Source organism: Leucogemmata humicola (genome assembly GCF_055379415.1).
Map to the genome: position 1 here is coordinate 5,494,236 of NZ_AP040875.1, position 24,866 is coordinate 5,519,101.

Annotated in this window: 19 protein-coding genes; 9 read left to right on the forward strand and 10 right to left on the reverse strand. The window is 62.5% G+C overall.

The window, feature by feature from the left end:
* The first annotated feature begins 146 nt into the window (after nucleotides 1-146).
* The gene (locus tag AC6H4Z_RS23640; RefSeq protein WP_497544434.1) at nucleotides 147-1,487 is read left to right on the forward strand and encodes a dipeptidase; all 1,341 of its coding nucleotides are present in this window, start codon (nucleotides 147-149) and stop codon (nucleotides 1,485-1,487) included.
* A gap of 50 nt (nucleotides 1,488-1,537) precedes the next feature.
* Here the strand turns inward: AC6H4Z_RS23640 and AC6H4Z_RS23645 are convergent, their stop codons facing one another.
* Nucleotides 1,538-3,028, reverse strand: a complete 1,491-nt coding sequence (locus AC6H4Z_RS23645) for a glycoside hydrolase family 10-like protein (RefSeq protein WP_497544435.1) — start codon at nucleotides 3,026-3,028, stop codon at nucleotides 1,538-1,540.
* Between the two features lie 58 nt (nucleotides 3,029-3,086).
* Here AC6H4Z_RS23645 and AC6H4Z_RS23650 point away from each other — a divergent pair, with 58 nt between their 5' ends.
* The 3 genes from AC6H4Z_RS23650 (at nucleotide 3,087) to AC6H4Z_RS23660 (ending at nucleotide 9,638) form a co-directional block, all read left to right on the forward strand.
* On the forward strand, nucleotides 3,087-4,898 hold the full coding sequence (locus AC6H4Z_RS23650; protein ID WP_497544436.1) for an ABC transporter ATP-binding protein: 1,812 nt from the start codon (nucleotides 3,087-3,089) through the stop codon (nucleotides 4,896-4,898).
* Nucleotides 4,899-4,966: 68 nt separating this feature from the next.
* Complete coding sequence (locus tag AC6H4Z_RS23655; RefSeq protein ID WP_497544437.1) at nucleotides 4,967-5,731, forward strand: DUF3108 domain-containing protein; 765 nt, start codon at nucleotides 4,967-4,969, stop codon at nucleotides 5,729-5,731.
* 235 nt (nucleotides 5,732-5,966) lie between these two features.
* Nucleotides 5,967-9,638, forward strand: a complete 3,672-nt coding sequence (locus AC6H4Z_RS23660; protein WP_497544438.1) for a TonB-dependent receptor — start codon at nucleotides 5,967-5,969, stop codon at nucleotides 9,636-9,638.
* 135 nt (nucleotides 9,639-9,773) lie between these two features.
* Here the strand turns inward: AC6H4Z_RS23660 and AC6H4Z_RS23665 are convergent, their stop codons facing one another.
* Nucleotides 9,774-10,910: a C40 family peptidase gene (locus tag AC6H4Z_RS23665; RefSeq protein ID WP_497544439.1), complete on the reverse strand. Its 1,137-nt coding sequence runs from the start codon at nucleotides 10,908-10,910 to the stop codon at nucleotides 9,774-9,776.
* Nucleotides 10,911-11,098: 188 nt separating this feature from the next.
* Entirely contained in the window at nucleotides 11,099-11,647 is a 549-nt protein-coding gene (locus AC6H4Z_RS23670; RefSeq protein WP_497544440.1) for an FKBP-type peptidyl-prolyl cis-trans isomerase, read from the reverse strand.
* Nucleotides 11,648-11,784: 137 nt separating this feature from the next.
* Here AC6H4Z_RS23670 and AC6H4Z_RS23675 point away from each other — a divergent pair, with 137 nt between their 5' ends.
* The 4 genes from AC6H4Z_RS23675 (at nucleotide 11,785) to AC6H4Z_RS23690 (ending at nucleotide 17,866) form a co-directional block, all read left to right on the forward strand.
* Nucleotides 11,785-12,954 (forward strand): ABC transporter permease, encoded by a 1,170-nt coding sequence (locus AC6H4Z_RS23675; protein ID WP_497544441.1) that lies wholly within the window; start codon nucleotides 11,785-11,787, stop codon nucleotides 12,952-12,954.
* 650 nt (nucleotides 12,955-13,604) lie between these two features.
* A complete protein-coding gene (locus AC6H4Z_RS23680) occupies nucleotides 13,605-14,201 on the forward strand; it encodes an FtsX-like permease family protein (RefSeq protein WP_497547084.1) in 597 nt (198 codons plus the stop codon).
* A 16-nt stretch (nucleotides 14,202-14,217) separates the two neighbouring features.
* On the forward strand, nucleotides 14,218-15,066 hold the full coding sequence (locus AC6H4Z_RS23685) for a HipA family kinase (protein WP_497544442.1): 849 nt from the start codon (nucleotides 14,218-14,220) through the stop codon (nucleotides 15,064-15,066).
* 97 nt (nucleotides 15,067-15,163) lie between these two features.
* On the forward strand, nucleotides 15,164-17,866 hold the full coding sequence (locus AC6H4Z_RS23690) for a S9 family peptidase (protein WP_497544443.1): 2,703 nt from the start codon (nucleotides 15,164-15,166) through the stop codon (nucleotides 17,864-17,866).
* A 102-nt stretch (nucleotides 17,867-17,968) separates the two neighbouring features.
* On the opposite strand, the gene AC6H4Z_RS23695 is transcribed toward AC6H4Z_RS23690, so the two are convergent.
* Nucleotides 17,969-19,240 (reverse strand): M28 family metallopeptidase, encoded by a 1,272-nt coding sequence (locus AC6H4Z_RS23695; RefSeq protein WP_497544444.1) that lies wholly within the window; start codon nucleotides 19,238-19,240, stop codon nucleotides 17,969-17,971.
* Between the two features lies 1 nt (nucleotide 19,241).
* Between AC6H4Z_RS23695 and AC6H4Z_RS23700 the strand changes: the two genes are divergently transcribed.
* On the forward strand, nucleotides 19,242-19,391 hold the full coding sequence (locus tag AC6H4Z_RS23700) for a hypothetical protein (RefSeq protein ID WP_497544445.1): 150 nt from the start codon (nucleotides 19,242-19,244) through the stop codon (nucleotides 19,389-19,391).
* Here the strand turns inward: AC6H4Z_RS23700 and AC6H4Z_RS23705 are convergent.
* The 6 genes from AC6H4Z_RS23705 to AC6H4Z_RS23730 are packed head-to-tail and all read right to left on the reverse strand — an operon-like array spanning nucleotide 19,388 to nucleotide 24,846.
* A complete protein-coding gene (locus AC6H4Z_RS23705; protein WP_497544446.1) occupies nucleotides 19,388-20,569 on the reverse strand; it encodes a hypothetical protein in 1,182 nt (393 codons plus the stop codon). The two genes, AC6H4Z_RS23700 and AC6H4Z_RS23705, sit on opposite strands and share 4 nt — an antisense overlap.
* Nucleotides 20,566-21,837 carry a hypothetical protein gene (locus tag AC6H4Z_RS23710; protein WP_497544447.1) on the reverse strand — a complete coding sequence of 424 codons (1,272 nt, stop codon included), beginning with the start codon at nucleotides 21,835-21,837 and terminating at the stop codon, nucleotides 20,566-20,568. Before AC6H4Z_RS23710 ends, AC6H4Z_RS23705 begins: the two co-directional genes overlap by 4 nt.
* Before the next feature lie 38 nt (nucleotides 21,838-21,875).
* Complete coding sequence (locus AC6H4Z_RS23715; RefSeq protein WP_497544448.1) at nucleotides 21,876-22,043, reverse strand: hypothetical protein; 168 nt, start codon at nucleotides 22,041-22,043, stop codon at nucleotides 21,876-21,878.
* Nucleotides 22,040-22,483 (reverse strand): hypothetical protein, encoded by a 444-nt coding sequence (locus tag AC6H4Z_RS23720; RefSeq protein WP_497544449.1) that lies wholly within the window; start codon nucleotides 22,481-22,483, stop codon nucleotides 22,040-22,042. The genes AC6H4Z_RS23715 and AC6H4Z_RS23720 overlap by 4 nt, the downstream gene beginning before the upstream one ends.
* A gap of 25 nt (nucleotides 22,484-22,508) precedes the next feature.
* On the reverse strand, nucleotides 22,509-23,459 hold the full coding sequence (locus AC6H4Z_RS23725) for a hypothetical protein (protein WP_497544450.1): 951 nt from the start codon (nucleotides 23,457-23,459) through the stop codon (nucleotides 22,509-22,511).
* 49 nt (nucleotides 23,460-23,508) lie between these two features.
* On the reverse strand, nucleotides 23,509-24,846 hold the full coding sequence (locus AC6H4Z_RS23730) for an OmpA family protein (protein WP_497544451.1): 1,338 nt from the start codon (nucleotides 24,844-24,846) through the stop codon (nucleotides 23,509-23,511).
* Between the last annotated feature and the right edge of the window lie 20 nt (nucleotides 24,847-24,866).

A 24,866-nucleotide genomic window follows, 5' to 3' on the forward strand; every position in this document is an offset into this window, starting at 1 on the left:
CATTACAAACGCAATCGGCGTACTCCGCGGGCGTCGCGCCGGGGAATCCGACTGCCCTTGACGGGCGTGGCGGCCGGAACGACTTGACCTCCCGCAGCGCGCGCCATCGATTTGGCGAAGCTGCCTACCCCCTCCCTCGCTGCCTCATGCGCTCTCTTCGCTCAATTCTCCCGCTCGTCGCACTCGCGGCCTGTTCCGGATCCAGTGGCCCCGCCACTCAAGCCGCATCGCCGCGCCCAACACCTTCGACCAACGACGCGTCCCTCGTCGCGCGCGCGCGCGCGATCCACGAGCGCGTCATCACGATCGACACGCACAAGGACATTCCGGACAACTACGCGACGCCCGACGCCGACCCAAAGACGATGAATTCGCAGGTCAACCTCGACAAAATGAAAGTCGGGGGATACGACATGGCCTTCTTCGCTGTGTACGTTGGCCAGGGCGCGCGCACGGACAGCGGCAATGCTTGGGCAAAGGAGCGCGCGCTGAACAAGTTCGCCGCGATCCACCGCATGGCCGAGCAGATGTATCCGAACCTGATTGGAATCGCGTACACGCCAGAAGATGCGGTGCGCCTTCACAATTCTGGTAAGCTCATTGCCGCGATCGGCATTGAGAACGGCTGGGTCATTGGCCACGACCTCACGCTCATCAAGCGCTACTACGACCTTGGCGCGCGGTACATGACGCTGTCGCACACGTCGAACAACGACATTTGCGATTCATCGACCGATCCACGCGGACCGGAATGGCATGGACTCAGCCCGTTCGGCCGTCAGGTCGTTGCCGAGATGAACCGTGTGGGCATGATGGTCGACGTGTCGCACGTGTCCAAGGAGTGCATGATGCAGGCGACGGCTCTGTCCACGTCGCCCGTGATCGGATCGCACTCGAGCACCACCGCGGTGGCGAACGTACCGCGGAACATGGATGACGAGATGTTGTTGGCAATGAAGAAGAACAACGGCGTCGTGCAGATGGTTGCACTCGGTGCGTACGTCAAAGCACAACCTGCCGAGCGTGACACAGCGGTAAAGAAGCTGAACGATGAATTCTTTGGACCGACTCCCGCGCGTGGTGCGGGTGGCGCAGCGGGTGGTGGTCGTGGTGCCGGGGCAGGCGGTGGTCGCGCTGGCGGCGGCGGTCGCGGAAATCAGCGAACGTCGCTCGCGCCGGACAAGCTTGCAGAGTACGACAAGCGCATGGCCGCGATCGAAGCAAAATGGCCGTCACCGAACGTCGTCGACTTCGTGAATCACATCGACCACGCAGTGAAAGTCGCCGGAATCGAGCACGTGGGAATCAGTTCCGACTTCGACGGCGGCGGTGGAATCGACGGCTGGCGCGACGCGAGCGAAACGTTCAACGTGACGCTCGAGTTGGTGAAGCGCGGCTATAGCGAAGAGGACATTCGGAAGCTGTGGGGCGGCAACACGCTTCGCGTCATGGGCGAGAATCAGAAGCGCGCAAAGACGACATCATAAGTAGGATCAAGCGTCGAAAGCATCCCGGTGAGCTCTCTCACCGGGATGTTTCATTTTCGGCCAGTCGCAACGTGCACTGGTGCGCTTTCGACTCCGGTGCGGCTCACGGCAGTTACGACGATCTCATCGACGGCGCTCGAGGGCAGTCGGTGCACCTTGAGCCAGCCGGGGAGCACCTCGGTCGTCCACACGCCATTCGTGTTCGTCCGAATGGTCCAGAGCCACACCTTTTCGCCCTGCTTCGGCGTCAGCGTGAGTGCGGGTTCACCGGTCGCAGCGTCGTGACCCAGTGACGCCGTTGGCCTAGACGGAGGCGTGGAGCCAAGCCACGGCGACGCCGGCACGAGCGCTGGCTCCGCATACAGCGTCGCGAGCTTTTCGTTGAGACTGTCGGGTCCCTTCATCAGCGCCGTCATGTTGAAGTGCACATGACCCTGATCGCCACCGCGCGCTCGCGTCGAATCGATCTCGTCGACGATCTCCTGCGACGTGATGCGTCGGGTGCCAGTCTCTGAAATACGATATGTCGCGAGGCCGGGCCACATGTGGCGTTTCTTCGAGTTCTGTGACAGCCACCAATCGTAGAGCACCGGATACCGCTGCTCCGGAGCGCCGATTGGCCAGTACAGCTGCGGCACGAAGTAGTCGGCCCAACCGTTCTGCAGCCACTTCTTGGAGTCGGCGTAGATCTCTTGATACGCGTCGAAGCCTTTCACCGACGCCGGAAAACCAGGGCGCCAGATGCCGAACGGACTGATTCCAACGCGCACCTGTGGCTTCACGTCGTGCACACCCTTGTAGAGCGCTTCGACGAGCTTGTTCACGTTGTCGCGACGCCAGTCGTCTTTCGCTAGTTTGCCGCCGCCTTTCAAATAGCGAGCGTACGTCTCCGAATCCGGGAAGTCGATCTTCTTGCCGCTCGCGTCCGTTTCCGGATACGGGTAGAAGTAATCGTCGATGTGCACACCGTCGACGTCGTAGCGCTTGACGACATCGACAATCGTGCGCAGAGAGCGCCGGCGTACTTCGGGATCGCCAGGATCCATCCAGAGGAAGTTGCCGTACGCGCGAACGAGGCCGGGATTCGTCTTGCTGATGTGCGTGCGCGCGGGTTGCGAGTCCCGCGCATACGCGGCGCGATACGGATTGAACCACGCGTGCAGTTCCAGGCCGCGCTTGTGCGCCTGCTCGACAGCGAACGTGAGTGGGTCCCACGGTGGCTCGGGTGCGCGACCCTGCCGGCCGGTGAGAAAGCGCGCCCACGGTTCGTAGGGTGACGCGTACAGCGCGTCTGCTCCGGGCCGAACCTGGAAGATGACGGCGTTCATCTTCAGCGACTCGGCCCGATCGAGAATCGCAATGAGCTCGCGCTGCTGGTCCCACGTGCTCAGACCAGGCTTGGAGGGCCAGTCGATGTTCCCCACCGTCGCAACCCACACCGCGCGAAACTCGCGGGAGGTGGGCGGAGGTGAGGAGGCGCCCTGCGCGAATAGCGCACGCGCGGCGACGACCAACAGGGCAAACGTGTGAATGGGTCGCATGCTCTTATGATAGCAAGTTGCCCCGCCCGCGCCGTCATTCCGCGGCTTACATTCCGGAATGGCCAAGTATGACAAGACTCGCGCATGGAAAGAGGCGCGTCAGCTCATCTCCGAACACCGCGGATCGCTGACCATTGGCCTCGTGCTCATGGTCATCAACCGCCTCGCCGGATTCGTGCTTCCATGGACGTCGAAGTTCCTCATCGACGATATCGTGGGAAAGCACCGTGCGAACCTGCTCATGCCGCTCGCCGCCGCCGCCGCTGGGGCGACGATCGTTCAGGCCGCCACGTCGTTCGCGCTGGCGCAGGTCGTGAGCATCGCGGCGCAACGCGCGATCACCGAAATGCGGAAGCGTGTACAGGCACACATTCTCCGACTGCCCATCTCGTACTTCGATTCCACGAAAACGGGCGTCCTGATCTCGCGCATCATGAGCGACGCCGAGGGCGTGCGGAATCTCGTCGGCACGGGACTCATTCAGCTCCTCGGCAGCATCATGACGGCGATAATGGCCGTCATCGTGCTGTTCTACCTGAACTGGAAGCTCACCAGCGCAACCCTGTTCATCCTGCTCGTCTTCGGCGCCATGATGATGCAGGCGTTCACGAAGCTTCGTCCTCTCTTCCGCGAGCGCGGCGCAATCAACGCTGAGGTCACGGGACGACTCGCCGAAACGATCGGCGGCGTGCGACTCGTCAAAGTGTACGTCGCCGAGCCGCGCGAGCGCCTGGTGTTCGCGCGTGGCGCGCACAAACTGTTTCGCAACGTTGCCAAGACCATTACCGGCACATCGGCGGTTGGCGCTGGGACGGCCGTGATCTCTGGCGTCATCGGCGTCATGATGATCGTCATCGGTGGCCGTTCGATTCTCGCCGGCACCATGACGCTCGGCGATTTCGTGATGTACGCGTTCTTCGTCGGCCTCATGGCCGTCCCGCTTGTCCAGATCGCGTCGATCGGCACACAGGTGAGCGAAGCATTTGCCGGCCTCGATCGCATTCGAGAAATCCGCGAAATGCCAACGGAGGATCAGGCAGACGCCACAAAGGCGACCATGCCCGAGATGGATGGCTCCGTCGAGTTCCAGGACGTGACGTTCGAGTATGTCCCAGGCGCGGAAGTGCTCAAGCATGTGTCGTTTTCCGCGGCGGCGGGGTCGACGACAGCGCTCGTCGGATCGAGCGGTGGCGGAAAGAGTACGCTGATCGGTCTCGTGATGGCGTTCAACCGCCCGAAGAGCGGACGCGTGCTCGTCGACGGAAAGGACGTCGCGAACATTCGGCTGCGCGACTATCGGTCGCACGTCGGCGTTGTGATGCAGGACAACTTCCTGTTCGATGGCACGATCAAGGAGAACATCGCTTTCAGCAAGCCCGGCGCAACCGACGACGAGGTGCGCGCAGCTGCGCACGTGGCGCACTGCGATGAGTTCGTCCAGCGTTTCGAAAAGGGCTACGACACGATCGTTGGCGAACGCGGCGTAAAGCTCTCGGGCGGACAACGACAACGCGTTGCGATCGCCCGCGCTGTGCTTGCCGATCCAAGAATTCTCATTCTCGACGAAGCGACGTCGAGCTTGGACAGCGAAAGTGAAGCGATGATCCGAGATGGTCTCAGGTCGCTGCGTCGCGGACGAACGACGTTCGTCATCGCGCACCGCCTCTCGACCATCGAAAGTGCCGACCAGATTCTCGTGCTCGAGGGCGGCGCAATCGTCGAACGTGGAACGCATCGCGAGCTCATCGAGCTCGGCGGGCGATACCGGCTTCTCTACGAAAAGCAGTACGGCGCCGAGAAGGACTCGTTCATCAATCCCGGCGAGGACTTCTCGCGACTCGGCCAGAAGGAGCAGGTCGGAAAGATCTGAATACGGGGCCGAGCCGTCGAGCTCGCCCCGCGCGGTTCGGCATGGCTTATGACTGATTCCGGCTCGTCATGAGAACGCTATTGCTGCTCGCCGCGGCGACCGGAATCCTGGGAACTCTCGATCACGCGAGAGCAGTCTCGACCGCTGCGCCACTGCGCGCGGCGATGGTCGCGTCCGTTCCCTTTCGCGTTGGCGAACGCCTCACCTATCAGGCGAAAATCAATTTTCTCAACGCCGGCTCCGCGACGATGAGCGTCGTCGGCATCGAGACTATTCGTGGACGACCGGCATACCACACGATGTTCGAGGTGAAAGGACGAGTTCTTCTCTTTCACGTCGACGACCATTACGAGAGTTGGTTCGACACCGCATCGCTCGTGTCCCTGAAGCACGTGCAGCACATCGACGAAACGTCGTACAAGGCCGATCGCACATACGAGTTCTTTCCCGAGCGCCGAGTGTATCTGCGAAATGGCACGGAGAACCCGAGCGTCGCGGAGCCGCTAGACGAAGGGTCGTTCGTGTACTTCATGCGCTCGACACCGCTCGAAGTCGGAAAGACGTACGACTTCGATCGCTACTATCATCTCGATCGAAACCCGGTTCGAATCGAAGTCGTACGACGTGAGCGCGTGACCGTGCCGGCCGGTGAGTTCGACGCGCTGTTGCTCAAGCCGACCATCAAGTCGAAAGGGTTGTTCTCGGAGAGCGGACAAGCCGAAGTGTGGTTGGCTGACGACAGCACACGCATCGTACTGCGTCTGAAGTCGAAGCTTCCGTTCGGCACGCTGTATCTCGAGCTCAAGGACATCGCGCACGACGCGGGCAAGTAGCGAGCGTCGAACTTCACCGACTTCACGCTCGATCGCTCTGCGGCGCGCGCACTAGCACGGCCCTCTCCAGCGCGCCGCATTAAGAAACCTGAACATATCGACCTATGCGCCCCCTATAGCCCGCAGAGGAATGACGGGCACGTAGGCGGTGTCTACTACCCGTCCAGCGTCCGACGCGCTCCGCACGTATTGAGTGTGTCCCACCCACCGTCTGCACCCCAGTCTCGAGGGTCCTGTGTTTCCTCGTCGCACGATAGCAGTTCTGCTGCTTGCGCTGTTCCCAATGCTCGGAAGCGTCGCGCCACTCCATGCGCAGGATGGTTCCGACATCATTCGCGGCCGCGTCATTGGCCCCGACAAGAAGCCTGTCGAAAACGTCACGGTTACTGCGACGTCGCTCGTCAATCAGACGTCGCGCAACGCAAAGACGAACAAAGATGGCCGCTTCTCCATCATCTTCTCGGGTGGTGGCGGCGATTACATGATGTCGTACACGACGATCGGATTCGCGCCAACGCGTTTTGAAGTGAAGCGTGAAATCGATGAGGACATTCTCGTCGCTGACGCCACGCTGAACAAAACGGCCGTTTCGCTCGATGCCGTTCGTGTCACCGCGGGCCGCGAACGCCCAGACCGAAATGGCAATCAGGTAGAAGTTGGCGGACGCGATCAGGCGCTCAACACCAACAATGTTCCGATCGACGTCCTCGGCGATCTCTCGGCCATGGCCGCGACGCTTCCGGGCGTCACGCTCATTCCGGGCGCCGACGGCGGTGCCTCTGGATTCTCGGTCCTCGGACTCGGCGCCGATCAGAACAACATCACGCTCAACGGCCTGAACTTCGGCGGCACCGACCTGCCGCGCGATGCGACGACGCAGACGCGTGTGACGACATCCAGTTTCGATCCGTCGCGTGGCGGCTTTTCGGGCGCTCAGATTTCTCTGCGCACGAACAGCGGCACCAACTATCAGACCCGCTCTCTCCATCAGACCGTCGACGCGCCGGGGCTGCAGTACACCGATCCAATCGGTCGTCAGCTCGGCCAGCGGTTTACGAACCTCCAATTGAGCGGCAGCGCTGCCGGGCCGATCTCATTGGATAAAGTATTCTACTCGTTCTCGTGGCAGCTCGGCCGTCGTTCGAGCACACTTCAGGATTTGCTCAACACCGATCCGCTCGCCCTCGAGCGCGTGGGTGTGTCGGCCGACTCCGTCCAGCGGCTCTTGCAGATGCTCGGTGCGTCGAACATCCCGCTCACCAGTTCGGCGATTCCGAGCGCAAAACTCAATCAGAACGGATCGTTCCTCACGAGCTTCGACTTTGCGCCGTCGGGTGGTCACTCGTTCAACATCACGGCGAATGGACGTTGGAGCGGCCAGGACGCGACGAGCCTGTCGACGACCGCTGTTCCGCTGCACGGCGGCGAAACGCGGAGCTGGGGCGGAACGCTTCAGGGCCGGCACTCGAGCTACTTCTGGGACAACTTCTTGAACGAGACCAGCGCTTCGGTTCAGGAAAGTCTCACGAGTGGCGATCCGTACATCGAGCTTCCGTCGGCAACGGTGCGCGTCAACTCCACGTTCGACGACGGCACGGCCGGCGTCTCGAATCTCCAGTTCGGCGGCAGCACCGGACTCCCACGCAGCTCGAACACGCTGACGTCGGAGCTGCAGAATCAGCTGTCGTGGATCAGTCTCGACAACAAGCACCGGTACAAGTTCGGCGTCGATCTGCGCTACAATCGCTACTCGCAGGACAACACCACGAACCGCTACGGAACGTTCGTCTACAACTCGCTGTCCGATTTGCAGAATGGAATTCCCGCGAGCTTTACGCGTCGTCTACAGGTGAATCGACGCTTGGGCGACGATCTTGGTGCATCGGCGTGGCTCGGTGATTCGTACCGTCGCACGCAGCGCTTCCAGATCACCTATGGCGTTCGCGTCGATGCGTCGCACTTCCAGGGCAACCCGGCGAACAATCCGCTCGTTGATTCAGTGTTCGGCACGCGCAACGACGCGGTTCCGCGCGGCGTTTACGTGAGCCCACGACTCGGCTTCAGCTGGACGTACGGCACCAATCCGCAAATCGGCGGATTCGAAGGCGCGCAGCGCGGCTCGCGCGGCCAGATCAGCGGCGGTATCGGTCAGTTCCAGAACCTGCCGAATTCACAGCTCATCTCTGCGGCCGTCGATCAGACCGGACTTCCGTCGGCTGCGCAGCAGTTGAGTTGTATCGGTAGTGCGGTACCGATCCCGAATTGGGCCGATTACCTCAGCACGACAGGCAGCATTCCGAGCACGTGCGCCGGCGATCTGTCCACGTATTCGAGCACCGTTCCGAACGTGTCGCTGTTTGCGCCCGACTACACGCCGCAGCGCAGCTGGCGCGCGAACCTCAACTGGAACCTGCCGATTCTCGGCAATCGTCTTCGCATGACGAGCGGTGCGACGTACTCGCTGAATTTGAATCAGCAGAGCCAGATCGATCTCAACTTCGATCGCATCGCCCGCTTCACGCTGCCTGGCGAGAATCGCCCGGTGTTCGTGAATCCGTCGAGCATCTTCACGACGACTGGCGCAATTCTGTCTCGCGATGCACGCGTCACGCAGAGTTTCGCTCAGGTCACTGACTATCTGTCCGACCTCCAGTCGCACAGCACGCAAGTGAGCCTCGGGTTCTCGCCGGTCGCGTTCAACTCGTCCTTCCAGTGGAGCGCGACGTACATCTGGCAGAAGGTCGTCGACAAGACGCGCGGCTTCGGCGGCGGCTCAACGGCCGGCGACCCGTATGATACGCAGTGGGCACGCGGCGATCGCGACGCACGTCACCAGATCACATACAACCTCGGCTACACCTTCCATCAGGCTGTGAGCGTCACGGCGTTCGGACGCTTCCAATCGGGCAACCCATTCACGCCGTCGGTCTCCGGCGATGTGAACGGCGACGGGTACAACAACGATCGCGCGTTCATTTACAATCCGGCGACGACGACGAACGCGACGCTCGCGAGCGGCATTCAGAATCTGCTCACGAGCGCGCCAAGTTCGGTGCGCAGCTGCCTCGAGAAGCAGCTTGGAACGATTGCTGGAAAGAACAGCTGCGAAGGACCGTGGACGACGAGCCTTAGTCTCCGCATCGCGCTGGTCTCCCAGGCGCTGAAGATTCCGGATCGCGCCACGATCTCGCTCGGTATTGCCAACCCGCTCACTGGCGTCGATGCGCTGGTGCACGGCTCGAACAACCTGCACGGATGGGGCGCCCCGTCGATCGTCGATCCGACGCTACTGTACGTTCGCGGCTTCGATCCGACGTCGCAGAAGTACATCTATGACGTGAATCCGCGCTTCGGTGCAAACCGCCAGGCGAGCGCGCTCAACCTCGCGCCAATGCAGCTCACGATCGACGTGCGCTTCGACGTCGGACCAGAGCGCGAGCGTCAGGACCTATTCCTCCGACTGCGCACCGGTCGGAACGGAAAGGGCAACAAGATGACCGATCAGCAGATCAAGGCGATGTACGTCCGCAGCTATCCGAATCCGTTCGAGTCGATGCTGCGGCAGACTGATTCACTCGGTCTGAGCAATGATGTCGCTGACAGCATCGCAATCTTGAACAAGACCTACGGCAAGGTGATCGACTCCATCTGGACGCCGGTGTCGACGTATCTGTCCGGGCTCCCAGAGAAGTACGACCTCGATGAGGCATACGAACGTGTGCGTGTGGCCGAGAACCAGTCGCTCGACAAGATGGCGATCTACGGTCCGGCGGCGAAGGCGCTGCTGACCGAAGAGCAGATTCGAAAGCTGCCGCCGTTCATCGCGCTCTTCCTCGACAACCAGGCCATTCGCCAGGTGCGCCCGGGTCGCGCGGGTGGCGGACGCGGTGGGTTCTTCGGAACGTGAGGACTAGAGGACGCTCAAAATGGAAACGCCCGCGAATTCGCGGGCGTTTTCTTTTTGAGCGTCCTCTGGTAGGTCTCAGGTCTCTGGTCCGAGGTCTCAGGGTCTCAGGGTCTCAGGCGCGAAAGGTTTCCGCGTCTATCGAGGGCGCGGCGCATGGTCTGGTCCATCGAACTGCACCTCGGCGCCATTCGCAAAACCGCGCGCCAGATCGAGCAATAGGCCGCGCGCATCCGGTGTCACGCGACGCGCCGCGACCATGTGGTCGACGAACCAATCGCCGCGCTCGGTCGACAGATTGTCGTATCGCACGCCGCCGCCACTCGCACTCGAGTGAATGATGCGGTTTCCACCCGCGTAGATCGCGACGTGGCCGATTCGGCCGTTCTCCTCGAACATCACGAGATCACCCGCCGATATCGCGCGCCAATCCGGCGCGATTGCCGTTCCAACTTGTGCCTGCTGCAACGCGGTGCGCGGCAGTGTCACGCCCTGTTTAGCAAACACATATTGAACAAAACCTGAGCAATCGAATCCAGAGCTCGGCGATGCGCCGCCCCACTTGTACGGCACGCCCACGTACTGCTCGGCCGTTCCCAGCACACGCTGCGCGCTCGCTGACGTCCCTGATGTCGGAAAGCGCGCGGCCGGAATCGCGACCGCAGGCGTCATTTCGCTCCGACGATCGCGCGCCCCAACGCGACCGATGCCGCTATTTCCGCCAACGTGGAACGACACGCCAAAGCGGAGTTCGTTCGTTGGCGTCGGCGCGCCGGCTGCGGTCGGAAGCACGTATCGAGACATCCGCCATCTCGCTTCGCCGAACACGTCGATCGCACGGCCCAATGGAATCGAGGCACCGGCGCCGTAGCTCCAGTTGGGGCGGGTGATCCGATAGCCGGCGCTGTCCTTGGCGGCCGTTCCGACCCCAGCGAACACGAACGGCGCAAAACCGCGGCTGTAGCTGCTAAACGACCGACGGAGCGAGAGCACCGCATCCGCGTCCGCGCCCCAGGGGCGAAGTGTCGACGTGCCGCCAAAGGCGCTCGGCGTGGAGTTCTCGAGGGCGAGGTGCGCGCTAGCGCGCAGCCCCAAGCCGCCGTCGCCCGTCAACATGAGCGCAAGGCCGGCGAGCGGATTGCCGCCCGCGGCTGGCAGGAACGAGACGAACGGACTGATGGAAAGGTCGGATTGCTGAGCGGCTGCGATCGTTGGCGCGGCGATAGTCGCGGCGACGATGGCGGCGGAAGCGGAGACCAGAGCTGGCCGGTACACAGGGAACTCTCGAGGCGGGGTGTCGCCGCCGCCTAACGCACGACGGCGGCCAAAGTTCCCTCGCTCAGTAACATGTTGCTACACAGTCGTTTGAGTCACTTCGTCCGACTCATACGGACGCCCCAGTGTCTCGCCCGCGGGACACCGGTGTGTCACTTCGCGGCCACTTGGGACATCTGAATAGCGGGCTACTTCTTCGCGCTCACGACTGCCCAGGTCGGACATGCCGGCGGCGGGGCAGCCTGCCCACGCGGCGTCGGTTCGGCGCGCGGTAGCGTGTCGGCGACCGCCATGAGCTCGACGTCGAAGATGAGCTCCGATTTGGGCGGTATCGCCGGTGGGCGCCCGGCCTCGCCGTACGCGAGCTGATACGGAATGAACAATCGGCGCCGAGCGCCGACACGCATGCCTTCGAATCCGACGTCCCAGCCGGCAATTACGCGACGCGCGCCCTGCGCAAAAGAGATAGGCGGCTTTGGGCTGCCGTTCGCGGCCGTGTCGCGTGACGAATCGAACTTCTTCCCGTCCACCAGCCAACCGGTGTAGTGCGCGTAGAAGCACTTCCGCGGCTCCGCCAATGCGCCGGTTCCTGGCGCGACGTCGATCTGCCGAAGGGCAAATGCAGTGCGTGTTTCGCCAGACGCAGGCGGAATCGATGCTGGAAGCGACGGGGTGCGGTGCACGATGCACCCCGTCGTGGTGACGGCGAGAGCGATTGCGGCGATACGTGAGTTCATGCCGCGAATGTACGCCTCGCTTGCGCGCCAAGCGAGGGCGCGCGGCCATTCAGGGGGGCGGGTATCCCGCGGGCGGCGCCACTCGTCTCCCAAGGCATGCCCGGTTCCAACTCGCCCCGCTCCGTGAGAGAATGATCATGGCTTTCGACGGACTTCGCATTGCCGCGCGCACGCTTCGACAGCAGCCGGTGTTCACGACCGTCGTCGTGCTGTCGCTCGCCCTTGGCATTGCGCTGAACACGACGATGTACGGTGTGCTCGACGCGCTCATGAAGCCGCGTCTCGACATGCGGGCGCCTGAGGGGTTGTACTGGATTCGGTTGTACGGCGACTTCAAGCATCAAGTCGACAACCGCGCGCGCAACGACGCGCTGATCAGCGGCATGCACAGCTACGAATCGATCACGCAGATGACGTTCGTGTACGGCGATCAGCTGATCGAACACGGGCAGAACATTCGCGAAGCGTCGGTGAGTGGGGTGGGCGCGAATTTTTTTGACGTTACCGGAACGCGGCCGCTGCTTGGCCGCACCTTCATTGCATCCGACGAACAGTCGGACGTCGCGCCCATCGTCGTGAGCGATCAGCTCGTGGCGTCGCTCTTTCAGGCAGGCGAGTCGCCGATCGGTGCGCGTCTCATGGTCAATCGCGAACCATACGTAATCGTCGGCGTCGTTCCATCGACGGCAAACTTTCCGCACGCGAATGTGTGGGCATGGACGCTCGCATCGGTCAAACCGGCGGCGGCGATCTATATGTGGCTCATTCGTCTTCGCGAAGGCGCCACGCGTGCCGATGCCGAAGGCGAGCTGCAGGTCATTTCCAACCGCATCGCACTCGCGGCCGGCGAAAGCTCGCGCGACGTGGCGTTCCGATTTCACGCAGCGGCCGATCCAGAATTCCAAGTTCGCGGTTTTCAGATTGCGCTCATTCTCGCGGTCGCCGCGGTGATGCTCGTCGCGTGTGCGAACCTCGCCAACATCCAGCTCGCACGTGGCATCGGACGACGTCGCGAGTTGGCGCTGCGAGCCGCACTTGGCGCCACACGACGTCGCATCGTGGCGCATCTACTCGGCGAGAGTGTCCTGCTCGCCGCGTTGGTTTGGTGCTCGGACTCGTACTCACGTACTGGGGTTCGCGTGCGCTTACCGCGTCGATTCCGGAGCAGGTCGGCCAATACGTCGTGGAGCCACAGTTCAGTTGGCGCGTGCTCGCCTTTGCGCTGTGTGCCACTGCATTCTGTGTCGTCCTCATCGGGCTCCTTCCCGCAATCACTGTCTCGCGAGCAGACCCGAATGAGTTGCTGAAGTCAGGCGCTGGAACCGGAACGACAAGACGCAATCGACGGCTGTACGGCATTCTCGTCGGTGCGGAGATCGCACTCGCGCTCTCTCTGTCGAGCGGCGCCGCCGTGCTGGTGCACACGTGGATGTTGACGAACTCGTTCCGTTACGGCTTCGATCCGAGTCCGGTCGCGATCGGCAACATCAGTCTCCGACTTCCCAGCGGGCCTGCACGCTACTCCGACGTCCTTCAATCGGTCGTCGGGCGATTGGGCTCTGTACCAGGTCTCTCGAGCGCCGCGACTTCGATGTATCTCGAAACGGAGAATCGCGGCATCTCGGTCGACGACGGCGGCGCAGTTCGCGAGATCCCGACGCCAGGCTATTCGGCCACGGTGGTATCGCCCGCATACCTGCGCACGCTTGGACCGACCATCGTGAATGGGCGCGACTTCCTCGACGGTGAGCGAGATAGAGCCGCGGTCATTGTCGATGAACACACCGCTGGCATACTCTGGCCGAACTCCAATCCGTTGGGCGCGCTGATCAAACTCGGCGACACACGATCGAACCGGCCGTACGTGCGAGTCGTCGGTATCGCCGCCGACCTCGAGAAGCGCGTCGACAAATGGGCGGAGCGCGGTCAGTCTCGCGCCAACAAGCAACTCGGCCGCATGTACTACCTGCCTGGGCCAACCGACGAGTTCATCGCTAAGGACGGCACGCTCACCGGCCTTCAGGTCATCGCGCGCGGTAAGAACGATGCGAAGAAATTGCCGATCGCCATTCGCCGAGAGGTGCTGGGTTGGTCGGATGCGCGAATTTTTCGCGTGCAGACGTGGGATCAGTACTGGGGATTGAGTCAAACGCGCGAGAGCCAACGATTCGTCGCGTCACTCTTCACGCTCTTTGCGGCGCTCGGCGTCGGACTAGCGGCGTTCGGCGTGTATGGTGTGATTGCGCATTCCGTGGCGGAACGCCGACGCGAACTCGGGGTGCGCGTCGCGCTTGGTGCGACGTCGCGCGACATTCTGCACTCCGTGCTTCGCGAAAATGTCGTCGTCGCACTCGCTGGCGCGGCGCTTGGACTCTTGATGACGAAGTATGGCGTACTGCTGCTCGGCAGAATGGCAGCGGAGGATGAGATCTTCAACGCGCCACTCTTTGCTGCGGTCGCCGCCATGCTCGTTGCGGTTGTCGCGGCCAGTGCGTTCATTCCAGCACTTCGCGCCACACGCATCGATCCCACGGAGTCGCTGCGTCACGAATAGCAGCTCGCAGGAGTCGATGCAGACGCTCGAAGCGCAGAGAATCATTGCGACGTATCGCACGGGCAGCTCGTGGCCCGTGCTCGTGGAGACGAGCCACGGTGTGCGCTTCACCAAGTTGCGCGGCGCTGGTCAGGGCACCGGCGCACTCGTGGCTGAAATCGTCGTCGCTGCATTGTGCGATGCACTGGGACTGAACACGCCACAGCGATCGCTCGTCATTCTTCCGCGCGATGTCGAGTCCGCGGACAAGAATGACGAGCTCCGATGGTTGCTCGACGCGAGCGAGGGACTCAACCTCGGCTTCGCCTACCTCGACGGCGCGAAGAATCTCACCGTCGCGCAGATAGACGACGTGAATCGCGACGACGCCGCGGCGATCGTCTGGCTCGACGGTCTGGTGATGAACCCCGACCGCACGGCGCGAAATCCGAATCTCATGTGGTGGCACGAGCGCCTGTGGCTCATCGACCACGGCGCGGCGCTTGGCTTCCAGTACGCGTGGTCGTCAGTGAGCGAGCTATCGACTGGCTTGCCGATGCCGACGCACGAGCCACACCTGTTGCGCGATCGCGTCGCCGACCTCCAAGCCTGGGACGACATTCTTGCCGCCCGACTCACACGAGACGTGATCGAGGATGCTGTCTCCCAAGTCCCTGACGATTTTCTAGCTCCGCTATTCCCGCTTGCGGAGCCCGCGACAACCGAATCACTTCGACGCCGACGCGCGGCGTACGTCGCGTTCCTCTGGAAGCGACTCAAGGAGCCACGAACGTGGGTCGGCGCCGAGCAGGCGGCGCCGGAACGACGTCGCGGGCGGCCTGACTGGCTGGGTCAGCGTCCGAACCGGCGCTCCGAACCTGGCTAGAGAGCTGGGCTTAGCGGTCTTCGTGGCTCGGACGTAATATCCGAGTAGACAGGCCCCACCACCGCCCAGTCCCGCGGTCCTTTTTTCGGAGCACCGAATGATCCGCCCCCAGTTCCGCATCGCCGCCGCGTTTGGCGTCGCTGCCGCCGCGCTCGCGGCTCCGCTGAGCGCGCAAAACGCGCAGAACGGCGTCACCCAACAGGGTTGGAATCCGCAGCAGATCCTGCGAACGGAAACCTTCGTCAAGCCGCCCGCCGACGTCGAAAAGATGATCATGACGCCGCGCACGGATATCTCGTTCACGAACCCGAGTCCGGACCGCAAATGGTTTCTCCGCGCGCCGGGCGCGGATCGCGGCGACATCGACGCGTACGGTAAGTCGCATGTGAACCTCGGCGGATTGCAGATCGACACGAAAGCGAATCGTGCGCGCACCGTCACGACCAGCACGCGCACCGGCCTCACGCTCATCGATCCGCGCACGATGGCGACGAAGACCATTGAAACGCCAAAGGGCGCAACGCTCTGGGCGCAGACGTGGTCGCCGACCGGAACGCAGATCGCCTACATCGCCAACTTCGATGATGCGTCGCAGATCTACGTCGCCGATGTCGCCAGCGGAAAGTCGACGCAGATCACCAGGACGCCGCTGAACGCAACGCTCGTGACGAGTCTCGACTGGACCGCCGACGGCAAGAGCATCGTTACGGTGCTCGTCCCCGAAGGTCGTGGCCCGGCACCGATTCACGGCAAGGCGAACGGCGTCGAAGATGGTCCGGAAGTTCGACTCACAGAATCGCGCGCGCTTCCGCAGGTGATTCATCCGAGTTTGCTCGAGGATCCGCACGACAAGGCACAGCTCACGTACTACACGACGGGCCAGCTTGCGATCATCCACGTGAAGTCGAAAGCGGTTCGCAAGATTGGTTCGCCAACGACCATTCGCGCGGTCGATGCGTCGCCCGACGGCCAATACTTCCGCGTGACACGCATGGTCGAGCCGTACTCGTACATCGTGCCCGTCGCGCAGTTCGGTTCCGTCCAAGAACTGTGGGACGCGAGCGGCAAGGTGATCGCGACGTTGAACAAGACGCCACTGCGCGAAGGTGGACGCGGCGGTGACGATCCCGATGCGGCACCGGCTGGTCGCGGCGGGCAGCAGTCGTCGCCGAGTGATACGGGCAAGCGAAATGTTCAGTGGAATCCGGTTGGTCCGGGACTCGTATATCTGCAGTCGGTGTTCGCAGGCGCTCCGACGGGCGGCGCAGCTCCGGCTGGTGGTCGCGGTGGACGTGGCGGCGGCGCGGGTCGCGGCGGTCAGGTTCCACCGGCGCAGCGTCAACCGAGCAGCGTTCATTACGCGAGCTGGATGGCGCCGTACGGTCCGACGGACACGAAGGTCATCTACGAAGGCAGCGGTCGTCTGACCGCGGTTTCATACAGCGCTGATGGAAAGACGATGTTCGTGACGGACAGCGGCGGCGTCTTCGCGATCCGCACTGCTGACCCGACGAAGAAGTTCAGCCTCGGTAGCAACGTGACCGTTTCCGGCGGCGGATTCGGCGGACGGGGTGGTGGTGGCGGACGTGGCGGCGCCGGTGGTGGTGGCGATGACGGCGGCGCGCTGGCGACGAAGATGGGGCCGCACGGCGAGCCGGTTGTCATTGTCGGTAGCGACAACAAGACCGTCTTCCTCTCGGGCACGCGTACGCCGGGCGCGAATTGGACCACGCAGGGTCCGCGTCCGTGGGTCGACAAGCTCGACTTCGAGTCGGGTCAGCGCACGCGCGTATTCGACGGCGCCGCTGATGCGTACGACGAATTCGTTGCAACGCTCGACGACGACTACAGCCAGTTCATCTACACGCACGAATCGCCGACGGTCATTCAAGATGCGTGGTTGCGCGACACGAAAGCTGTGTCGAGCAAGCAGCTCACGCACGCCGTGGACGTTGGTCCATCGGTGACGGGTGCGCAGTACAAGCGCATTCAGGTCACGCGTCCGCGCGACGGCATCAAGTTCTGGGTCGACATCACGCTACCGAAGGACTGGCGTCCGGGCACCAAGCTTCCTGGCATCATCTGGTTCTATCCGCGCGAGTACACGACGCAGGCCGATTACGATCGTTCGCGCTTCACGACGAACATCAACAAGTTTCCGGAAGTGCCGTCGGCGCGCCCAGCGTCGTCGACGAAGCTGTGGGTCACGCAGGGTTACGCGCTCATTGAACCGGATTGTCCGATCATGGGCGACACCGGCAAGATGAATGACAACTACACGCGCGACCTGCGCGAGAATCTCGACGCAGTAATCGATGCCGTGGTCGAAGCAGGCTTCGTCGATCGCAACAAGATGGGCATCGGCGGTCACAGCTATGGCGCATTCAGCACGGTCAATGCGCTCACGCTCGTGCCGTATTTCAAGGCGGGTATCGCGGGCGACGGTATGTACAATCGCTCATTGACACCCTTCGGTTTCCAGAGCGAGCGACGCGACTTCTTCCAGGCCGAGCAGACATATCTCGACATGTCGCCGTTCCTGCGAGCCGACAAGATCGCTGGCGCGCTGCTGATGTATCACGCGCTGGAAGATCAGAACGTCGGGACAGCGCCCATCAGCTCAGTGCGCATGTTCCATGCGCTCCAGGGACTCGGCAAGCCGGCTGCGCTGTATATGTACCACTACGAAGATCACAGTGATGCGACGTACGCGAGCGATCTCGATCTGTGGGCGCGCTGGTTCGCGTGGTTCGATACGTATGTGAAGAATCCAGCGGCGAAGCAGGCAGTGATGCCGTAAACGGGCGCCTAGGAGTTGGTAAAACAAAACTGCCGGATCTGCCGAAATCGGCCGGATCCGGCAGTTGTTGTTTCTCCAACTCCAGCTGTCTGAACCGCTCGACTATTTCTTGATCGTCGCGCCGGTGAGCTGCGCAATCGCACTGAGTGTGGTCTGCGCCGCGTTTAGACCGAGCCGAAAATCCTTGTCGCTGTACGTGATGAACATGTCCGTCGGCTGGTGCCAGTTCGGATCCCAGCCAGCGCCAATCTGTTCGCCGCGCTCATTTTCGCGAAGGCTGATCGCCGGAATGAGATCCTTGAACGGATCTGAATCCGTGTTCGTCATGTGCTGGCCGACGCGTGCGGGGTAGTCTGTCGCATACTTCTCGTTCGACGTCTGGAAGAACCACGCGAGCTTCGCGGCGCCTTCCGCTCCTTTCGACGCACCGGCGAATTCGATGTTTACGTCCGCCTCGGGACGCTGATCGGGCGACACCGTTCCATCGGCGCGCGGCATGCCGTGGTCGAACATCATCATGTCGTGCTGGATCATCCCAAGCCACTTTGGCTCGGGATACTTCCCGGAGCCAGCCGGTTCTTCCTTGCCCTGGAGCGCCTGACGCTGTTCGACGTACGCTTTCGCACCATTCAGTCCGGACTCTTCGTTGTTCCAGAGGACGAAACGAATCGAGCGATCAGTCTTCACATCTGGATTGCTGAAGATGCGCGCGAGTTCCATGACGATCGCGGTGCCAGAACCGTCGTCGTTCGCTGCTTCGCCCCAGCCGATTCCGTCCATGTGGCCGCCGACGATGTACATCTCGTCGGGGTGCGTGGAACCAACCTTCGTGCAGTAGACCTCTTGACGCTCGGTGGTGCCGATCGGCGTCTGCTCGGTGTCGAGCGCACGAAGCTTCGCATCGGGCTGCTTTAGAGAATCAGAATTGACGCCCGTGCGCGCGCGAATGCCACGCAACCGTCCTCCGCCCGACGCTCCGTCTCCACGCCCGCCGCCGGCCGGTGCTCCGCCAGCGCGTCCACGACCTGCCGCAGAGTCGCCGCCGCGTCCAGCGCCGCCCGGAGCGCCGCCACGCGGCGGAGCCTGCGTGTACATGTACTTGATGCGCTCCGTGTTGGTGCATCCGTAGCTCTTGAGCTGCGCTTCGATCCAGTCGACCGCCTTGCGATTGCGCTCGGTTCCCTGTCGGCGATCACCGAATTGCGTGAGTCCCTTGATGGTTGCCTTGTACTTCTCGAGTTCCAGGCGACCGACCATTTCGCGAACGGGATCGTTGGCGGTATCGCGCCCTGCGCCCTGCGCCTGCGTGGAAGCGGGTGCCGACAGGCTCACCGCGGCGGCCGCCGCCAGCGCAAAATAGAACTTCGGATTCATCGTGAATTCTCTACGGATCGAGTGGGAAGCGGATCATGAAATCGAACGTCGTCGGGCAAAGGCCATCTGCCCAGACAACGCTCAGACACCCGTCGCCGTTGATCACCCACTGCCCGGCCACCAGATCCTGCCCGAGCCGGTGCTCCGCTAAAACACCACTGACATCGTCATATTTCCCGCCATCGTTCCGCCCGGCACCGACGGGACAGTTGCCTGTATCGAACCGTGGGCAGCGTAGAGGTTTTGGGCCGATGTCGTCACGATCGGAGTGAGCGATGTGAACGTCACGGTAAAGGTGCCCTGCGCGACGCCACCACCGTTCCCCGCGATGAATAGCGGCACATCGGGGAGCTGGCTCGAAATCATCTCTGATACCAGCACCTCCCAGGTCAGCGCGTTGTTCGGCGCGCTCACAGTTCCAACGTGTGCCGGGCCGGCGATACTTAGACCAAGCGTGATTCGGATCGGCGGGGTTGCCGACGACCCTCGTACAGAAAGCGAGAATCCGGCCGCGTTCGCACTGCTCGTCCACGCCACGAGCACTTTGTCACAAGAATGCGCATAGGTCATCGCACCGCTCAGTATCAGCCGACAGGAATTCGGTTGCGTGTCGGTGGTGACAACTCTCAAGCTCGCCACTGTCGCGTTGGAAGCCAGAGCCGCGTCGGGTTGGTAGTCTGCGTCGATCTGACAAAAAGCCCCCGTCGTGAGCGGAATCGCGCGAAGGAGATGCGACGTGCCTCCGGTCGCGATCTGTTCCATCTCAAATTCTGTTGTTGAATTCTTCGTCACCGTCCTCTGTGGGAACGCGGCGACGAGGGCAGCTTTCAGCGCAGTAAACGGGTCCCCGCCGACGCCCAGCAAACTCGATCCAATGTCCGTGGTACTCACGCCCACGTGGCCAGCCGTGTCGGGCGCGCTCGCCGCCATCGGCCCCGGATCCAGTTTCCAGTTCGACGGAGCCGTTGCCCCGCACCGCCCATCGAGCGATGTGATCGGAACGGGTTTCAACGGAACGACCGCCGTGGCGGCAACCGCCGCGACAGGCTTTGCCTTTGCCTGTCGGCTCAGCATGATCCATTCACTCAGCTTCTGCGCTTCTGCTGGAGTCGGGGTACCGCCCGCCATGACCTTCTTCCAAATCACCTGCACATCGGCTGGTGCTTTCGAGAAGTCTGGCAACGTTGCGGCTACTGAAGGCGGCAGTACTGCTTGCGCAGCTGCTTCTCTGGCGATTGGCGACGCCGCGATGATGACCATCGCCATCCGCGCTATTCGCGTACCGAACCGCGGCCACACTGCGTTGCGACCACTTGAGCGAACACTCATGGTTTTGACTTCGCCATCGCTTCGAGCGCCATCCAGTCGAGCCCGTCGCGAATCAGGGCGGCGTCGCGCGCGCGCTGCGCCGTCCAGTTGTTGTCGTCCTTCGGATAGCCAGATTGAATCCCCGGCATGCAAACGGAGATCACCTGCGGAACATCCGATGCGAGTGTTTTGTCGTAGGCCGCCACGTTCGCTTGCATCAGCGGGATTGCGTTCGGGTCGCCATCGTCTGCGAGCCGATTTTGCCCGACACCCAAGTTGATCATCGAGGCTGGACGCTTGCGCTCCGCCGGTGACATCGCGTCGAGCATCGCTTGAAGCTTCCCCATCTCGGCGCCGATCGCCGAATTCCCCTCAGCGCGATGCTGTACGATTTCCTTGTCCGTTTGCGATGCGTTTGCACGAAGCTGTGCCTCACTTTCAGCTTCGGCTTTCTTCAGCTCCGCGAGCATCTTGTCGGCACCGGCAGGATCCGTCTTTTTGATCTGGTCGTACATCTCCTTCATCCTGGCCTCGCGCGCTGGCTTTTCGCGCAGGTACGTCGCCAGGAAATCGCTCATGGGTGTGGCCCCGCTCGCGGCCTGCTGTGCTGCGTGCCGCGTCGAATCCTGACGCGCCCCGAGCATTTTTACACGGAGATAGCGCTCCTTGGTCACGGGTATGAGCGCCGGCTGCTGCGATCGCGTGATGACTACGCACTTGCCACCATAGATCGGGTGCCCGCGAAATTTTCCTGTCTCCTCGTAATCCTGCATGAACGGCGGTCCCTGATCGGCCTCAAGCTTTTCCTCGACATCGCCTGGTTGCCCGGCAATGTTCACCATCACGCTGAAATCAAAGCGTCCGTTGTTCATCTCGATGGGGCGCCCACCCTTCCCATCATCTCCCCAGCCGTAGTACCAGATGAACGACGTCAATCCGTAGTCGTACGGCAGACCGAACGCCGACGCCGTATGCGTTCGACCATCGGAGCGGTGCATCCTCACGCCATATCCAACGGGACTCGCCAGGGCTGCATCTCGCTTGAACAATGCCGCGAGCGCGTCTTGGCCAGCTGCGGCCGCCTTCTTCTGCCCGGCATTCGAGAGCGGTTCGCCGACGCCGCTCCCCATGCTCCACATCGTGAGCGCCCCACGCGTGGTCTCGGGCGTTGCCTGGCCAATCGCAGACGACGGCGAAAGCACCAACCCAATGGTGAGGCCAGCGGCGGTCATCCGAACGACACGTCGAATGCATGCGATAGTCGCCTTGGCCGGCGGATCGAGAATCATGAGTATATGCTCACTATTGAATTTTTATTGCCCGACAATCACGGCTTGACGACGCCAGTCAGTGGAGCGCCAAGGTTCTGATCGCGGCGGACGGCGATCGCTCCGCGTTGGTTCGCCGCTGCGCCCTGCGCGAAGACTCCCGGTGCCGCGCTCCCGATGAGAACAAATGCGCCGGCAGCCAACGAGCGAATTCTCATCGCGTTCATGGCTTCGCGACTCTGAGCGTGCGAACGATGCTACGCGCGGCCTCGATGGCATCTCCGGCGTACACGACCTCCGTAATGCAGAACTTGCCGCCGACCGCTGGAATGGCGCGATAGACGTCCGGCTTTCCGGTGATCGACGAGCCCTCCATTTCGAATTCGGTGGGCGAGTCCTTCGTCGCTTTGCTCTGCTTATAGGTCGTCTTGGCCGTTTGCTTCAACTCGAAGAACGAATCGATCATCTTCGGCGAGCTCACCGTGACGGACAGCGCCTTGTCGGGCGACACCGCCGTCGCAAGTAGCGGCGTGAGCTTCCAAGTCGCGGGAACGCTCACCCGGCAGACGCCATCGCGCGATACCACGACCTGATCGTCAGCGACGGAGCGTGGCGCCTTGGCGGAACTCACCAATGACGCAGCGGCAAATAGAAACAGGAAGTTCATCTGGCACTCCATGTGGGTGATCGAACTAGGGAGTCGACGCTGTTCGCCCCGACGCGATGTCCGTGACCGTGAGTTCATTTGCCGCGAGATCGATGACTTGACGCGATGGCGTGCGCTCGTCGCGGGCGAGGGTAGCGCCCTTGAGTCGAATCGTTATGCCGGTCGTGCCTTGAGCATTCACGATCTCGAAGAGCGCTCGCGTTAGCGGTGCGCGCGCGTCGAGCGCAGCGTCGAGTTGCGCACGCTGCATTGGGGCGAGCGACGCGCGCCCATCGATGGTGATGCGAAGTGTCGACGCAGAAGTGCCGTTCGCCCGCCCCGAAGCGCGCACGGCGAGTTGCCAATCCGTCGCCGTAAAGGCTGCACTCATTGACGGCTCCGACGACGCCAGCCGAACATGCACGCCATCGATGCCGCCGCGAACCCAGCTCTCACCATCGACACCCGAGGCGACGCGTGTGCTCGTATCGGCTCGGAACGAAGGAGCGCGCGCGCGGCGGCGCGGTGTCGATGCTTCGCTCGTCACAACCGCAGGTGCGACGAAACCAATACGCGCCACGGGCAAACGCGCGCCAGCCGAGGTTCCGACGTCGACGTGCGTCAATCGCGCATCCGCGAGTACGAGCGACTCCGTTGTGCGGAACTGCGCATCCGTGAACGTGAGCCGAACGGTCAACGACTCATGCGCAAACAGGGCTTGATAGAACGGTGCAACGCACGTCGTGGCTACTGAGACCTCGAACGCGCCTGCGCCGTGCGGCGATCCTTCAGCCGCAACTTCGTCGAACGCCTCGACCGCGATCCCCTGTCCGCCAGCTCCATGAGCGCTCGTGCACGAGGCAGGCGGTACATCGCCCCGGATTTCGCTCGAGAAACTCGCGAAAACGTGCGCGGGAGCGCCACGCCGGCCGGCGTTCGGGTCGCCGCCCACCAGCGACGACAAGACGGCGATCGCGCACCATGAGTACACTTTCATGAGCGAATCATTGTCTGGCTTCGCCGAGCACTTACGCGATACCGGCCGCTCAGTTCTTCACCAGCTCCACGCGACGGTTTTGCTGACGCCCCTCCGCCGATGTATTCGGCACGGCCGGCTTGGTCGAGCCAAAGCCCTTGCTGCCGAGACGCGCCGCATCGACGTGATAGTTGGCGATCAAGTACTGGCGCACCGCCGCCGCCCGCTTATCGCTGAGCGTCTGATTCGACGCCGCGTTACCCACATCGTCAGTGTGTCCCTCGATCGTGAGCTTCAGGTCGGCGTGCGTCTGCAGCATCTGCCCGATCGTCTCCAACGTCGGCTTCGACTCGGCGCGAATGCGATCGCTGCCCGTGTCGAACAGAATGCCGTGGGTCGCCACGCGCCCATCCGCCATCAGCGCGTCGTACAGGGGCTTTCCGCCGGCGGCCAGCCGGAGGTTCGTCACGAAAGCCGGGCTGTCTGCATCCGCGACGAGCTGAAACTCGATCACCTTGCCGCGGCCGAGGTTTGCGTTTGGCACGTTGGCGACTCGCACACCATTCAGGTACATCTTGGCATACTTACCGTCGGCCATCACCGCGACATGCACGGTCGGCCGCTGCGCATTGTCCGGGAGCGACATCGATGACTCTACGCCGTTGCCAACCAATCCACCTTCGACGCGACTGAATCGGAGGCGCGTCGGGTCTTCAATGGCCTCCGTATCGACGAAGTAGCCCTCGCCCGACCACCCGTCGCTGCCGAGGTAGTCGAACTCGAAGGTGAAGCGCGACGGCAACACCTCAGGAAGCGGAATGATCACTCGCGTCGAGCTGGTGGCGCGCATCGCTCGCTGTCCGCGCCACCCCGCGACTTCGACATTCCCCCGCTTGAGTTCGAGGCGCTTCGGGAAATCACCGACGTTGTCTCTCGTAAAATCCTCGGCGAAGATCACGCGGTCCCCGGGCACGAAGTCGTAGTTGACCAACACCACGTCGTCCGTGCCCTGAGGCGTCGGCGACGCCGACTCGGCGGCCACCGTGGCCCCACCGTCGCTCGTGACACCGGCCTTCGCCATCGCCTTGGCCGAATCGGACGGAGAAACCTTCTTTCCCTTTCCGTCTACTACCTCGACGTTCTTTCCGGCCGCATGCGCCTTCTTGATGCAATCGGGCTTAGTCGCCGCACACATGACCGCGCCAGTCGACTTATCGACGACGACGTCGGCCAAGCTGTCCGTGATACCGTCGACCTTGTCCTTCGCCTTCTGCTTGAGTCGGTCGCCAATACTTTGGCCGGCCGCCAGCCGGGGCGAGGCCCCGAGGATCGCCGCGACAATAAAGAGTCGAACCAGGACCGTGACGCGGCTGGCGCCGCGAAGACGTGCACTGAACGAGTAGTACATATGAATGAAGGCTCCGCACG

Bases quoted from the DNA above. Each gene is read 5' to 3' on its own strand.
- AC6H4Z_RS23640 (WP_497544434.1), top strand. From the start codon at position 147: ATGCGCTCTCTTCGCTCAATTCTCCCGCTCGTCGCACTCGCGGCCTGT.
- AC6H4Z_RS23645 (WP_497544435.1), bottom strand. From the start codon at position 3,028: ATGCGACCCATTCACACGTTTGCCCTGTTGGTCGTCGCCGCGCGTGCG.
- AC6H4Z_RS23650 (WP_497544436.1), top strand. From the start codon at position 3,087: ATGGCCAAGTATGACAAGACTCGCGCATGGAAAGAGGCGCGTCAGCTC.
- AC6H4Z_RS23655 (WP_497544437.1), top strand. From the start codon at position 4,967: ATGAGAACGCTATTGCTGCTCGCCGCGGCGACCGGAATCCTGGGAACT.
- AC6H4Z_RS23670 (WP_497544440.1), bottom strand. From the start codon at position 11,647: ATGAACTCACGTATCGCCGCAATCGCTCTCGCCGTCACCACGACGGGG.
- AC6H4Z_RS23675 (WP_497544441.1), top strand. From the start codon at position 11,785: ATGGCTTTCGACGGACTTCGCATTGCCGCGCGCACGCTTCGACAGCAG.
- AC6H4Z_RS23680 (WP_497547084.1), top strand. From the start codon at position 13,605: ATGTACTACCTGCCTGGGCCAACCGACGAGTTCATCGCTAAGGACGGC.
- AC6H4Z_RS23685 (WP_497544442.1), top strand. From the start codon at position 14,218: ATGCAGACGCTCGAAGCGCAGAGAATCATTGCGACGTATCGCACGGGC.
- AC6H4Z_RS23690 (WP_497544443.1), top strand. From the start codon at position 15,164: ATGATCCGCCCCCAGTTCCGCATCGCCGCCGCGTTTGGCGTCGCTGCC.
- AC6H4Z_RS23695 (WP_497544444.1), bottom strand. From the start codon at position 19,240: ATGAATCCGAAGTTCTATTTTGCGCTGGCGGCGGCCGCCGCGGTGAGC.
- AC6H4Z_RS23705 (WP_497544446.1), bottom strand. From the start codon at position 20,569: ATGAGTGTTCGCTCAAGTGGTCGCAACGCAGTGTGGCCGCGGTTCGGT.
- AC6H4Z_RS23710 (WP_497544447.1), bottom strand. From the start codon at position 21,837: ATGATTCTCGATCCGCCGGCCAAGGCGACTATCGCATGCATTCGACGT.
- AC6H4Z_RS23715 (WP_497544448.1), bottom strand. From the start codon at position 22,043: ATGAACGCGATGAGAATTCGCTCGTTGGCTGCCGGCGCATTTGTTCTC.
- AC6H4Z_RS23720 (WP_497544449.1), bottom strand. From the start codon at position 22,483: ATGAACTTCCTGTTTCTATTTGCCGCTGCGTCATTGGTGAGTTCCGCC.
- AC6H4Z_RS23725 (WP_497544450.1), bottom strand. From the start codon at position 23,459: ATGAAAGTGTACTCATGGTGCGCGATCGCCGTCTTGTCGTCGCTGGTG.
- AC6H4Z_RS23730 (WP_497544451.1), bottom strand. From the start codon at position 24,846: ATGTACTACTCGTTCAGTGCACGTCTTCGCGGCGCCAGCCGCGTCACG.